Annotated in this window: 8 protein-coding genes; 7 read left to right on the top strand and 1 reads right to left on the bottom strand. The window is 50.7% G+C overall.

Going from position 1 to position 13,506, the window contains the following annotated elements; genetic code table 11:
• Positions 1-805: 805 nt before the first annotated feature.
• Positions 806-1,837, bottom strand: a complete 1,032-nt coding sequence (locus tag ACO0LC_RS23420; RefSeq protein WP_423007665.1) for an MDR family NADP-dependent oxidoreductase — start codon at positions 1,835-1,837, stop codon at positions 806-808.
• A gap of 317 nt (positions 1,838-2,154) precedes the next feature.
• Here ACO0LC_RS23420 and ACO0LC_RS23415 point away from each other — a divergent pair, with 317 nt between their 5' ends.
• The 7 genes from ACO0LC_RS23415 (at position 2,155) to narI (ending at position 13,491) form a co-directional block, all read left to right on the top strand.
• A complete protein-coding gene (locus ACO0LC_RS23415; RefSeq protein WP_423007663.1) occupies positions 2,155-3,093 on the top strand; it encodes a hypothetical protein in 939 nt (312 codons plus the stop codon).
• A gap of 803 nt (positions 3,094-3,896) precedes the next feature.
• Positions 3,897-5,141 (top strand): MFS transporter, encoded by a 1,245-nt coding sequence (locus ACO0LC_RS23410; RefSeq protein WP_423007661.1) that lies wholly within the window; start codon positions 3,897-3,899, stop codon positions 5,139-5,141.
• Between the two features lie 46 nt (positions 5,142-5,187).
• Positions 5,188-6,573, top strand: coding sequence for a NarK family nitrate/nitrite MFS transporter (locus ACO0LC_RS23405; protein WP_423007659.1), 1,386 nt, complete (start codon positions 5,188-5,190; stop codon positions 6,571-6,573).
• Between the two features lie 220 nt (positions 6,574-6,793).
• Positions 6,794-10,522, top strand: a complete 3,729-nt coding sequence (locus ACO0LC_RS23400; protein WP_423007657.1) for a nitrate reductase subunit alpha — start codon at positions 6,794-6,796, stop codon at positions 10,520-10,522.
• Positions 10,519-12,072 (top strand): nitrate reductase subunit beta, encoded by a 1,554-nt coding sequence (gene narH / locus ACO0LC_RS23395; RefSeq protein WP_423007655.1) that lies wholly within the window; start codon positions 10,519-10,521, stop codon positions 12,070-12,072. The genes ACO0LC_RS23400 and narH overlap by 4 nt, the downstream gene beginning before the upstream one ends.
• 61 nt (positions 12,073-12,133) lie before the next feature.
• A complete protein-coding gene (gene narJ / locus ACO0LC_RS23390; RefSeq protein WP_423007653.1) occupies positions 12,134-12,811 on the top strand; it encodes a nitrate reductase molybdenum cofactor assembly chaperone in 678 nt (225 codons plus the stop codon).
• A complete protein-coding gene (gene narI / locus ACO0LC_RS23385; RefSeq protein ID WP_423007651.1) occupies positions 12,808-13,491 on the top strand; it encodes a respiratory nitrate reductase subunit gamma in 684 nt (227 codons plus the stop codon). Before narJ ends, narI begins: the two co-directional genes overlap by 4 nt.
• The last annotated feature ends 15 nt before the right edge of the window (positions 13,492-13,506 follow it).

The raw sequence follows: 13,506 nt of genomic DNA, 5'->3' as shown, positions 1-13,506 counted from the left end.
AAATTGAGACCACCAGTATCAGGTGGGCATATGCTGCGGATTTGATCCTGGAAAGCAAATATATTAGCCTGCAATTCATTTTTAATTAAATGACTGACCGGCAGTCATGGCAAAAATATCACGTCAAAAAATTGATTGCAATAGGTTTTATAAAAAATAATGACTATCAGTCATAATTGTCATGGAACTAATTATGAATACCTGACTCTGAAGGAAGGGGAGCTTCACGGTGGCGGAGATCGATTATTCAATAAGAGAATATCTAAGCATGAAACAGTGATATCCGAATCTGAAAAATTCTTTGGTTTAGCTTTGAACACACACTGAGATGAGATTCGTCATGAATCTGTCATGTTGTTCGTGGATAGTTGATGCATCGTGAGCGTCAGCGCTGCGCCATGCAGAGAACTCAGGATGATGAATCATGGATAATCACAAAGCGTGATAAGGAAAGCCTGTGATTATTCGAAATTTATTCGAAAATTATTCGAAATGAAAATGAAGCCGGAAATTCATGATTGCAGTTGAAGATGGATTTTTCCAGGCACTGCAGCATGTGCTGACGCTAGCGACGATGAGAGGATGACCAGGCAGGATATTGAATTGAGAGTAGATGTTCTATAGGGGGACTTATGCGCTTTAAAATTACGGAGCAGCGAAGGAAGATATTTTTCAGGCTTACTTGAGATCAAGTGAAGATTGCGGCGCTGAACGTTATTTCTCAGGGGACTGCCGCGTTCCCTTTTTTATTGATAGTACTGCAGGCCTGAGCTGCCAGCATCTGGCCCAGGCCGTTTTTGTTTGCCTACAACTCTACATACACCAGACCTTTGAGTTTGCCCATGCAAGCCTCATGCAAGGCGAGTGGTGCATTTTCTATACCTGTGAATTTCGATGAGACTAGTTGCATATTTCCATGTTGCTGCCACTCACCCAGGCGCTGCAGCCATTCTTTAAAAGCATCTGCATCATTGTCGGCGCTATAGCCGCGCATGCTAATGCCCTTGAGTATGAGTTGAAAACTATCCAGCTCTACCGGGGCAACTTTTGTTGCACCCTTGGCGGCCAGCTCTGCTGACAAGGCACCCAGCAAGACAAAGCGTGCGCCCTCCCTGGCTACTTCCACCGCAGCTTGCAATTGTTCACCGCCTACTATGTCTACATACACATCGATACCTTGCGGCGCTGCCTGGGCCAACAATTCTGCCGAGGCTAGTCTGCCAGTCACAATCACGCTGTCATAGCCAAGTTCAGCTTTCATCCAGGCTACCTTGCCTGGGGATGTGGTGCTGCCTATGATATGCCCAGCACCCAACTTGCGGGCAATTTGCCCTGCCATGGAACCGATAGCGCCAGCCCCACTGGAAATGAACACCGTATCCCCCTGACGCACCTGGACGCCACGCGTCAAGGCGGCATACGCTGTCCAGCCATGTCCCAGATATGCCACGGGATCGGCTGGCCCAGGTGCGAGTGGCACACACAGGCTCAAGGGCACGGCTGCATATTCGCGCCAGCCAAAATGATGTGAAACCAGATCACCAGGCTGCAAGCCACTCCCGGCTGGTGCAGAGATCACTTCGCCTATTGCGCCATCTGCCAGCGTATCGCCGGGCTTGATAGGGGGGAAGGGTATGCCCTTGATATCCTCTGCACCGGCACTCATCATGAGACGGGCAGAAATCGAGACACGGAACCAGCGGTTACGCACCAGCACCTCTTGAGCAGATGCCTGCGGCATGGGGCAGACACGGATCTCGAAATCCGTGGGGGCTGGTGTTTCACCGGGACGACGCAGCAATTTGACTTCGCGGGATGTGGTGGGCAGTGTAGTCATGCATGGCTCCTGGTCAACATTGAAAAACATGGGTAATGCACTGCATGTTTTAAATGCGAGCATGTAATCGCATTTTATCTTTTGGGTGACAGCTTGCCTACTCGCATTTCTGGAACTTGCAATATCCTGCGTAAAGCACCAGGCCAGCAGCATTTGCACAGCATGATGAAGGTGCTATTAGACGCTGCGACTCGCGTATTGCTGAAGTGAAGCTGGGTGAATTTCAAAAACAATGAGCTTGCAGAGGTGGCTGGCATCGGTATAGCATCGCTGTGCCAGTATTTTCCAGACCATCATTTCCACGCTAAGAGACACATATGCAAAGACATAAGGCCGAATTGCTAGCAAGGATAGAGAGTGCATTAGTACAGATTGAGAACAATCAATTTCCTCTCCCAGGAGTTGAAGTGGATATTGCGCGACAGACGTTTGCCAGGCAAGTCATCGACAGCGTGCGCCGTATAGGGTTTGTTCCTGCTGTTGCCAGGAGTCGTATTTCTGCACGCAGGGCCAATCCCGATGACGTGATGTTTGATCCCGTTCGTGCCGCTATCCTGGCCCACAGGCACGGCGATGTGGATGAAGCCAGTTGGATCATTTTCTTGTCCGTTCACTTCGGCATGCATCCAATCGCGAAATGGCGATATCTGAGAGAAGTGTATGGCAAGCTTGGTGCCCAGACTTATTGGTCATGGGCCGAGATATGCCAGCATCCCTATGATTTCCAGGACTGGTTGCGTGAAAATCAAAATCACTTGCTACGTGGAAGCCGCCGTGGCTTTGGCAATCACCGGAAATATCAAAGCATGGATGCTGACAGTGCCACGGGAACTGGTGTTGCTGTCTTGAGTTATGTCGATTGGATAAAAAGAAATGGTGGTCACACACCATTGTTTGCGCGGGCCTATGCTGAGCATCATGATGACGCATATGCTGCATTTGATTCCCTATACCAGCAAATGGATACCGTCATTTCCTTCGGCAGAGTCGCAAAGTTTGACTATCTTACGATGCTGGGCAAGTTGTCACTTGCCATAATCAAGCCACCTAAAGCATACATAGCCGGAACATCAGGACCCAAGAATGGTGCGAGACTCATGCTGCAAGGCAGTACCGACGCTGCACTTGCCAATGCAGAACTGGAGCGCAGGCTACGCATCATCGGGGACTATCTTGGAGTAAGCATGCAAGTCATGGAAGACTCGCTTTGTAACTGGCAAGAATCTCCACAACACTATCGATTATTTACCAGTTAAATCAGAATTGGCCAGGGACCAGCTAATTCCAACAATCCGTAAATGAAATATGGCCCGCCAATCAGCATAAGCAGGCGAGCCATATGTTTGCAGGGACAAAATGCATGTGCTGAGCCAAGTCATATTGCCCAGCACTTGTGGATTACACCATAAGCTGCAAGTTTCTTTTTTAGTTTGCTAACGATATTGCATGAGTCAGCTATTGTAGAGAAAAGACGGACTCGATTTGTATGGCTTCTTGAAGATTAATCTTTTGCATAGACGTCGTCAATTTTTGGCCAATTGTATTTAAAAAAACAGTAATCGTTGTGTCGTTTGTCAGAAAATGTGTGCTTGAACTTCAACAATATCAATCATTTGCCAACGGTTTGTCTGAATTATCCATTTTGGTGCAATGATGGAAAGTTGACGCATTCTGGTACTAGAGTTGATTGTGACGTCGTGGCAAAGTTACCTATCGTTGAACTATCATCTCGATTACTTTGGTCGAACACTCCCACCATACTGTCATGCAGTTAACTCTGAACTTTAATGCTCTGTATTGCCGAATCCGATACAAAGCTAAACAATCTTACAGTCTGACATTTAATTTTTCAGGGGCTATACCCTTTTCCGAAGCTTGCAATACCTTATTGCGGCTCATCCTTAGATCTTGCGGCACCATCGAATACTCGTCTGACGAACTAGTTCTACTAGACAATACCCCCCTCCTTTTGCATCAAATAATGCAACCTTCAGAGGAATTTTAAAATAACCCTATTCTTTGTAAGCTGATAGCACCTATAAAAGTAAAAGGAGCTGTCATGGCTAGTCAAGGTAAAGCCTATTCGGTGCTGGGTTCCAGCACACTGGCGTTCACCGTCTGTTTCACCATCTGGATGATGTTTGGCGTGATTGGTATTCCGATCAAGGCGGCATTACATCTCAATGAAACGGAATTTGGTCTATTGACAGCGATGCCCGTGCTTACCGGTTCCTTAATTCGCGTACCACTGGGTATCTGGACTGACCGCTTCGGTGGTCGCATCGTCTTGTTCCTGCTGATGTTGTTTACGGTCATACCGATTTACCTGATCAGTTATGCCACTGCTTACTGGCATTTCCTGGTGCTGGGTTTGTTCGTCGGCCTGGCCGGGGGTTCTTTTTCCGTTGGCACCCCCTACGTCGCACGGTGGTTCAAGAAAGAGCGGCAAGGCCTTGCCATGGGCATCTTTGGGGCCGGAAATTCTGGTGCAGCGGTGAATAAATTCATCGCCCCGGCCTTGATCGCAGCAGCTGGCTGGACCCTGGTGCCCAAGGTGTATGCATTCATGATGCTGGCTGCAGCCTTGATCTTCTGGGTATTCTCTGCCACTGATCCCAGTCATAACGTCAAATCAAACATCAGCTTCCTGGCTCAGCTCAAGATGCTGAAAGATCCCAAAGTCTGGCGCTATTGCCAGTATTACTCGGTCGTGTTCGGCGGCTATGTGGGTTTGAGTCTGTGGATGGTCAAGTACTACGTGACTGAATATGGTTTCGACATCAAGAGCGCCGCCCTGCTGGCCGCCTGCTTCTCTTTGCCAGGTGGCGTCTTGCGTGCCTTTGGCGGCTGGTTATCCGATAAATATGGTGCCTATAAAGTGACCTGGTGGGTCATGTGGGTGTGCTGGGTAGCCTTCTTTTTGCTGTCTTATCCACAGACAGATTTCACCATCAAGACCATCAATGGCATGCAGAGTTTTCATCTTGGCCTGACACCAATGCTGTTCACGACCATTCTGTTTGTCGTGGGTATTGCGATGGCTGTGGGCAAGGCGTCTGTCTTCAAATTCATCTCGGATGACTACAGCAGCAATATTGGTGCCGTATCTGGCGTGGTTGGCCTGGCAGGTGGCCTTGGCGGCTTCATCCTGCCTGTGCTGTTTGGTGCGATTGTCGACGTGACAGGCGTGCGTAGTTCCTGTTTCATGCTGTTGTACGGCACGGTCTGTGTGTCCCTGGTGTGGATGCATTTCCAGTTCCGCAGGGAAGGCATGCTGGCAGCCCAGGCAGCTTTGCCAACCTGACATCTGTGAGTATTTTTGATTACGAGTTATTGAAAACCAGGAGCATATGATGAGTCATGTATTAAACCGCTGGGAGCCAGAAAATCTCGAATTCTGGCGCAAGGAAGGCAGCTCTATTGCCAACAGGAATTTATGGATATCCATCCCCAGCCTGATGCTGGCATTTGCGGTATGGATGCTGTGGAGCGTGGTGGCAGCTAACCTCGACAAGGCGGGATTTCATTTCAGCAAAGACCAGCTGTTTTTCCTGACAGCCTTGCCTGCCCTGTCTGGGGCGACCTTGCGGATATTCTATTCTTTCCTGGTTCCTGTATTTGGTGGCCGCAAATGGACAGCGATTTCCACGGCGAGTTTGCTGATCCCTGCTGTTGGCATGGGCTTTGCCTTGCAAGATCCAACGACCAGTTATTCGACCTTGCTGATACTGGCCTTGCTGTGCGGTTTTGGTGGCGGCAATTTCAGTTCCAGCATGGCGAATATCAGTTTCTTTTTCCCTAAATCACACAAGGGTTATGCGACTGGCATGAATGCAGGCATAGGCAATCTGGGTGTCTCTGTCGTACAGTTTGTGACACCGTTTGTGATTTCTTCTGCCATGTTTGGCGCAGCTGTATCTGGTGAGGGTTTCCTGTTCCATAATGCCAAGACAGGTGCAGACCATATGTTCTGGCTGGCCAATGCCGGGTTTATCTGGGTACCGTTTATTGTAGTCGCAACTCTGTTGGCCTGGTTTGGCATGAATGATATCGCCTCTGCCAAAGCTTCTTTTGCGGATCAGGCGGTGATATTCAAGCGCAAGCATAACTGGCTGATGTGCTGGCTGTACATTGGTACCTTCGGTTCTTTTATTGGCTTCTCGGCTGGCTTTGCAATGCTGATCAAGGCACAGTTTCCTGAAATTGATGTTGCGAAATTTGCCTTTCTTGGTCCCTTGGCTGGCGCGCTGGCCAGACCGGTTGGCGGCATGATCTCTGACAAAATCGGCGGTGCCAGATTGACATTCTGGGTATTCGTCGCCATGGCGATCACAATAGCCGCAGGTATTTTGCCAGCTTTGCATGAACATCAGTTCATGACTTTCCTGGTGTCTTTTATAGTCATGTTTATTTTGACTGGTCTGGGTAATGGTTCAACCTTTTGCATGATACCTGTCATTTTCCTGACAGACCGTGAACGTGCAGCGAAGGGCAAGGGTGAGCCCGCCTTGAAGCAGGCGAGGCTGGATGCGGCCAAAGAGTCTGCCGCTGTGCTGGGTTTTTCTGGTGCTATCGGTGCCTACGGTGGTTTCTTTATTCCGCAGAGCTTTGGCACCGCTATCAAGATGACAGGCGCGCCTGATATGGCCTTGTATGTCTTCATCGCCTTCTACATCTCTTGCATGGCCATTACCTGGTGGTATTACTCGCGCAAGGGAGCAGAGATGCCTTGCTAGATTTTTAATAGACAGAAATGCCCTGAAAACAGCCTGTGTACCTACAGGCTGTTTTTTTATGCACGGAGCCGTCCTAGTTCTAAAGGACTAGATGGCCTAGTGCGAATGCGCAACTTATTACACCGCACCGAAGAATGGGCGTAACAGCCCTCTTTCCCTACACTCTCAGTATGCATTAAAGAAAATGTGGGCACACCGCCCACCTGATATGGAGTTTACGATGAGTCATTTTCTGGATAGATTGAAGTTCATGTCGCGGGTGAAGTCCACCTTCTCCGATGGTCATGGTGCCGTGGTTGAAGAAGACCGTAAATGGGAAAATGCCTATCGCAGCCGCTGGCAGCATGACAAGATCGTGCGCTCTACCCATGGTGTCAATTGCACAGGTTCCTGCTCGTGGAAGGTGTATGTCAAGAATGGCCTGATCACCTGGGAAACCCAGCAAACTGATTACCCACGCACCCGCCCCGATCTGCCAAATCATGAACCACGTGGTTGCCCGCGCGGTGCGTCTTACAGCTGGTATGTGTATTCTGCCCAGCGCGTCAAATACCCGATGATACGTGGCCGTCTGATGGAAATGTGGCAAGAAGCCCGCAAGACCATGGGGCCTATAGATGCCTGGGAAGCCATCAGCCAGAATCCGGAAAAAGCCAAACGTTATAAATCTATACGCGGCCTTGGTGGTTTCGTGCGCGCCGACTGGGATACGGCGCAGGAAATCATCGCCGCATCGAATGCCTACACCATCAAGAAATTTGGCCCTGACCGCGTAGTGGGTTTCTCACCTATCCCGGCCATGTCCATGGTGTCCTATGCTGCCGGTTCACGCTACCTGAGCCTGATAGGCGGTGTGCCACTGTCTTTCTATGACTGGTATTGCGACCTGCCACCAGCCAGCCCGCAAATCTGGGGGGAGCAAACTGACGTGCCTGAGTCTGCTGACTGGTATAACTCGACCTACCTCATGGTATGGGGCTCGAACGTACCGCAGACCCGTACACCAGATGCTCACTTCTATACCGAGGTGCGCTACAAGGGTACCAAGACGGTTGCCGTCTCATCTGACTTTGGTGAGATGGTCAAGTTTGGCGATATCTGGATGGCACCAAAACAGGGTACCGACGCTGCCCTCGCCATGGCGATGGGCCACGTTATCCTCAAGGAATTCCATCTTGGTAACAAGTCAGACTACTTCCGCAGCTATGTCAAACAATATACCGACATGCCCATGCTGGTGCGCCTGGTAGAACGTAATGGCAGCTATGTACCAGACCAGATGCTGCGTGCTTCGCAATTGCCGGGCAATCTGGATGAAGCCAATAATCCAGACTGGAAAACCCTGGCCATTGATGAAATCACGGGTGAAATCGTGTCGCCCAATGGTTCCATAGGTTATCGCTGGGGCGAAGGTAAATTCGACGATGGCGCGAAAGTCGGTCGCTGGAACCTCGAAGCCAAGGACGGTAACTCTGGCCGCGCCATAGACCCGCAACTGAGTCTGGTCGGCAAACATGATGAAGTCGTCACGGTAGGCTTCAATTACTTTGGCGGTACTGACGCGAATGATATGTTGTTGCGTCATTTGCCAGCAAAACGCGTCACTTTGGCCGATGGCAGTGTTGCCCTGGTGGCGACTGTATACGATTTGTCGATGGCGAATTATGGCGTCGATCAAGGGCTGGGTGGTGCGGTTGCCACATCGTATGACGACGACGTCCCCTACACACCTGCCTGGCAGGAAAAACATACCAGCGTCAAGCGTGATCTGGTCATCCAGGTAGCGCGCGAATTTGCCCAAAATGCCCATGATACCCAAGGCAAGAGCATGGTCATCGTCGGTGCTGCGTTAAATCACTGGTACCACAACGACATGATTTATCGCGGCATCATCAATATGCTGATGATGTGCGGTTGCATAGGTAAATCCGGTGGTGGCTGGGCGCATTATGTAGGACAGGAAAAACTGCGCCCACAGTTTGGCTGGGCACCGCTGGCCTTTGCTAGTGACTGGGTACGCCCTGCTCGCCAGATGAATGGCACCAGCTTCTTCTATGCGCACACCAGCCAGTGGCGCCATGAAAAACTGGCGATGGATGAGATACTGGCACCGACTGCCGACAAGTCCAAAATCAGCCACATGAGCATGATAGACATGAATGCCAAGTCTGAACGACTGGGCTGGCTGCCATCGGCACCGCAACTGGAAACCAATCCTCTCGACGTCTGCGATGCAGCAGAAAAAGCAGGCCTGACACCGCAAGACTATCTGAAAAACAGCCTGAAGTCTGGCACGGTCAACATGAGTTGTGATGACCCGGATAATCCCAAGAACTTCCCGCGCAATATGTTTGTCTGGCGCTCGAACATCCTCGGCAGTTCAGGCAAGGGCCATGAATACTTCCTCAAGTATTTGCTGGGAACACAAAACGCCTTGTTTGATGATCCTGATGAAGCAGTAAAACCGTCTGAAGTCAAATACCGCCCGGTTGCGGCAGAAGGCAAGCTCGACTTGCTGGTCGTGCTCGACTTCCGCATGAGCACCACATGCCTGTATGGCGACATCGTCTTGCCGACTGCAACCTGGTATGAAAAGGATGACCTCAATACCTCTGACATGCATCCCTTCATCCACCCCTTGAGTGAAGCTGTGCAACCGCTGTGGGAAAGCAAGACCGACTGGGAAATCTATAAAGGCATCGCCAAGAAATTTACTGAAATTGGTGGTGATTATCTCGGTACCCGCAAGGACATCGTCTTGCAACCTTTGATGCACGACACACCAGGTGAACTTGGCCAGGCTTTCGAGCCCAAGGACTGGAAAAAAGGTGAATGTGACCTGATACCTGGCAAGACTGCACCTAATTTCTTCGTGGTAGAACGTAACTATAAAGACATCTACAAAAAGTTTACTTCGATAGGGCCTTTGCTCGACAAACTGGGCAATGGTGGTAAAGGCATCAACTGGAATACCGAACATGAAGTCAAGGAAATCGGCGGCATTACCAGGGTTGTGACTGAAGAAGGTATCAGTAAAGGCCGCCCACGTCTTGAAAGTGCGATCGACGCCTGCGAAATGATACTGACCTTTGCACCGGAAACCAATGGCCATGTCTCCGTCAAGGCATGGGAAGCGCTGGGCAAGATTACCGGTCGTGACCATACCCATCTGGCAGTCGGTCGTGAGCATGACAAGATACGCTTCCGCGATGTGCAGGCACAGCCACGCAAGATCATTTCGGCACCGACCTGGTCTGGCCTGGAATCTGAAGAAGTTAGCTACAACGCTGGTTACACCAATGTGCATGAATACATACCATGGCGCACACTGACTGGCCGCCAGCAGTTCTACCAGGATCACCGCTGGATGCTCGATTTTGGTGAAGGTCTGTGCGTGTATAAACCGGCGATAGATACCAAGACCGTGGCACCGATGTTGAACAGGTCGCCGAATGGTGAAAAAGAGATCGTCCTCAATTTCATCACGCCGCATCAGAAATGGGGTATCCATTCCACTTATTCAGACAATCTGCGCATGCTGACCCTGAGCCGTGGTGGCCCGCATGTATGGGTATCTGAAGTCGAGGCGAAAGAGGCAGGTCTGGTCGATAACGACTGGGTTGAAGTTTTTAACAGTAACGGCACTCTGACCGCCCGTGTCGTGGTCAGCCAGCGTGTGCCCAAGGGCATGTGCCTGATGTATCACGCCCAGGAAAAAATCGTCAATACGCCAGGTGCAGAACTCAGTGGCAAGCGCGGCGGCATCCATAACTCGGTCACCCGTGCGGTCCTGAAGCCTACCCACATGATAGGCGGCTATGCACAGCTTGCTTATGGTTTCAATTACTACGGCACCGTAGGCAGTAACAGGGATGAGTTCATCGTCCTGAGAAAAATGAAGAAAGTAGATTGGCTGGAAGGCAAACTGGAAGAGGAGTCAGCATCATGAGAATACGCGCACAAGTCGGCATGGTGCTGAACCTGGATAAATGCATAGGCTGCCATACCTGCTCGGTCACTTGCAAGAACGTCTGGACCAGTCGTGATGGTGTTGAGTATGCCTGGTTCAATAACGTGGAAACCAAGCCTGGCATAGGCTATCCGAAAGAATGGGAAAACCAGCAGAAATGGAAAGGTGGCTGGCACCGCAATGAAGCTGGCAAGCTGGAACCCAGACAGGGAGGCAAGCTGCGCATACTCGCCAATATCTTCGCCAATCCTAACCTGCCTGCGATTGATGATTATTACGAGCCATTCACCTTTGATTATGAGCACCTGAAAAATGCACCGCTGATGCAGACGCCACCGACAGCACGCCCCATATCCGTGCTGACTGGCAAAAAGATGGACAAGATAGTCTGGGGCCCGAACTGGGAAGATGATCTGGGCGGCGAGTTCAGCGCGCGCAGCAAGGATGCCTTGTTTGAAGGTGTGCAAAAAGAGATGTACAGCACCTTTGAATCCACCTTCATGATGTATCTGCCACGCCTGTGTGAACATTGCCTTAACCCGGCCTGCGTCGCATCCTGTCCTTCTGGCTCGATATACAAGCGTGAAGACGATGGCATCGTGCTGGTCGACCAGGATAAATGCCGTGGCTGGCGCATGTGTATTTCTGGTTGCCCCTACAAAAAGATTTATTACAACTGGAGTTCGGGCAAGGCTGAGAAATGCACTTTCTGCTATCCACGTATAGAGGCTGGCCAGCCTACCGTTTGCTCGGAAACTTGTGTAGGCCGTATCCGTTATCTCGGTGTCTTGCTGTATGACGCCGACAAGATAGAAGCAGCAGCCTCGGTGCCGGATGAAAAGGATTTGTATGAAGCGCAGTTAGGTTGCTTCCTCGACCCTCATGATCCGGCAGTGATCGCCGAAGCGCGCAAGCATGGCATACCTGAGAGCTGGATACAGTCTGCACAAAAGTCGCCTGTTTATAAAATGGCGATGGAGTGGAAGATAGCCTTCCCCTTGCATCCTGAATACCGCACCCTGCCCATGGTCTGGTATGTACCACCGCTGTCACCGATACAAAAGGCAGCAGAGGCAGGTCACATGGGCATGAATGGGATTATTCCTGACGTCAAATCTTTGCGTATCCCTGTGCGTTACCTGGCTAACCTGCTGACCGCAGGCAAGGAAGAACCGGTAACCAGCGCACTCGAACGTATGCTGGCCATGCGTGCCTACAAGCGTTCTGAAACCGTGTATGGCGAGCTTGATCACGCCGTCTTGAAACAGGTTGGCCTGAGTGCGGCACAAGTCGAAGACATGTACCAGACGCTGGCGATAGCCAATTACGAAGACCGCTTTGTGATCCCTTCTTCACACAAGGAAATGGTGGAAGACAGCTTCAATGAAAAAGGCAGTTGCGGTTTCACTTTTGGCAATGGTTGCTCAGGCGGCACCTCGGACGGTGCCCTGTTTGGCAAGAAACCACAGGGCAGTGTGATCTTTGTCGATATGCCCAAGTCACGCAAGAAAATATCGACTGTTGAGTAACAACAGGTGCGCGTGTTATGCGCACCTGTAAAAACAATAAAGACACCATAAAGGAAATCGTATGCAAATTTATCGCATCCTGTCGGCACTGATGAGCTATCCACAAGCTGATCTGATCGCCGCCCTGCCTGAGATTGAGCAGGCACTGCAAGACGAGCCTGTGTTTCTCGATGCCTTGCAAGCCACCCTGGACTATCTGCGTTCTGACAGCCTGATCGCTCTGCAAGAAAACTATGTAGCGACGTTTGACCGCACACATTCTTTATCACTGCACCTGTTTGAACACATCCATGGCGAAAGCCGGGACCGTGGGCAAGCCATGGTCGATTTGCTCGAAGAATACCGTATTCATGGCTTTGAGCCGGAAGCCAGTGAATTGCCTGACTATGTTCCGCTGTTCCTGGAATTCCTGAGCCTCATGGATGAAGCCACGTCTGAAAAATTGCTCGGGGAAGCCATCCATGTACTGGCAGCGATAGGTATGCGCCTGCAACGCAAGGACAGCCCCTACGCCAATTTGTTTTTGTTGCTGACAACCCTGACCGATGTCGTACCGCATGAACAGGGGGAGCCGCCAGTGCGTGACATGGACGATGCAATGGAAACCTTTGGCCCTGGTGCCGACGGTGTAGAACCACTGCTCAAACCCAATCTGTCGGGTACGCATCCCCTCAATTTTTATCCCAGACAGCCCGGGCACGGTGCTGCTACCGCCCAATCAACAGGGAGACCATCATGACTTATCTGCACCAATTCATTTACGGGATTTATCCCTATATCGCATTGGCGATTTTCCTGTTCGGCAGCCTCGCGCGTTTTGAACGTGAGCAATATACCTGGAAGAGTGATTCTTCACAGATGCTGCATGCCGGTAATCTGCGGCTAGGCAATATCCTGTTCCACGTAGGGATACTGGGTCTGTTCTTTGGTCACCTGGTGGGTTTGCTGACCCCTGTCATCGTCTGGGACACGGTGGGTATCAGTCACAGTTTCAAGCAAATGATCGCCATGCTTGCCGGTGGCATCTTTGGCAGCCTGTGCATGTTGGGCTTGCTGATTCTGTTGCATCGCAGGTTTACCGATGCACGTATCTCTGCAGTCACCAAGGCGGGCGACAAGGTCTTGCTGTTATGGATCTTCGTCACACTGGGCCTGGGCTTATCGACGATATTTGAATCCGCGCATCATAGCGATGGCCACATGATGGTCTTGCTGATGACCTGGGCGCAGCACATCATCACTTTCAAGGGCGATGCTGCAGAATTCATCGTTGCTGCACCTTTGCTGTTCAAGCTGCATTTATTCATGGGTCTGAGCCTGTTCGTGATCTTTCCTTTCACCCGACTGGTGCATGTCTGGAGTGGATTTGCTTCAGTAACTTATATCAGCCGCGCCTGGCAGTTGGTCAGACCACGCTAATCATTCATGATTTAA

It is taken from the genome of Undibacterium sp. JH2W, from assembly GCF_049340425.1.
Lineage (GTDB): Bacteria > Pseudomonadota > Gammaproteobacteria > Burkholderiales > Burkholderiaceae_D > Undibacterium.
Note: the sequence above shows the minus strand (reverse complement) of the source record. Positions and strands in the feature narration are given on the sequence as shown.

Coding starts and splice junctions, on each gene's coding strand:
- ACO0LC_RS23420 (WP_423007665.1), bottom strand. CDS start 1,837: ATGACTACACTGCCCACCACATCCCGCGAAGTCAAATTGCTGCGTCGT.
- ACO0LC_RS23415 (WP_423007663.1), top strand. CDS start 2,155: ATGCAAAGACATAAGGCCGAATTGCTAGCAAGGATAGAGAGTGCATTA.
- ACO0LC_RS23410 (WP_423007661.1), top strand. CDS start 3,897: ATGGCTAGTCAAGGTAAAGCCTATTCGGTGCTGGGTTCCAGCACACTG.
- ACO0LC_RS23405 (WP_423007659.1), top strand. CDS start 5,188: ATGATGAGTCATGTATTAAACCGCTGGGAGCCAGAAAATCTCGAATTC.
- ACO0LC_RS23400 (WP_423007657.1), top strand. CDS start 6,794: ATGAGTCATTTTCTGGATAGATTGAAGTTCATGTCGCGGGTGAAGTCC.
- narH (WP_423007655.1), top strand. CDS start 10,519: ATGAGAATACGCGCACAAGTCGGCATGGTGCTGAACCTGGATAAATGC.
- narJ (WP_423007653.1), top strand. CDS start 12,134: ATGCAAATTTATCGCATCCTGTCGGCACTGATGAGCTATCCACAAGCT.
- narI (WP_423007651.1), top strand. CDS start 12,808: ATGACTTATCTGCACCAATTCATTTACGGGATTTATCCCTATATCGCA.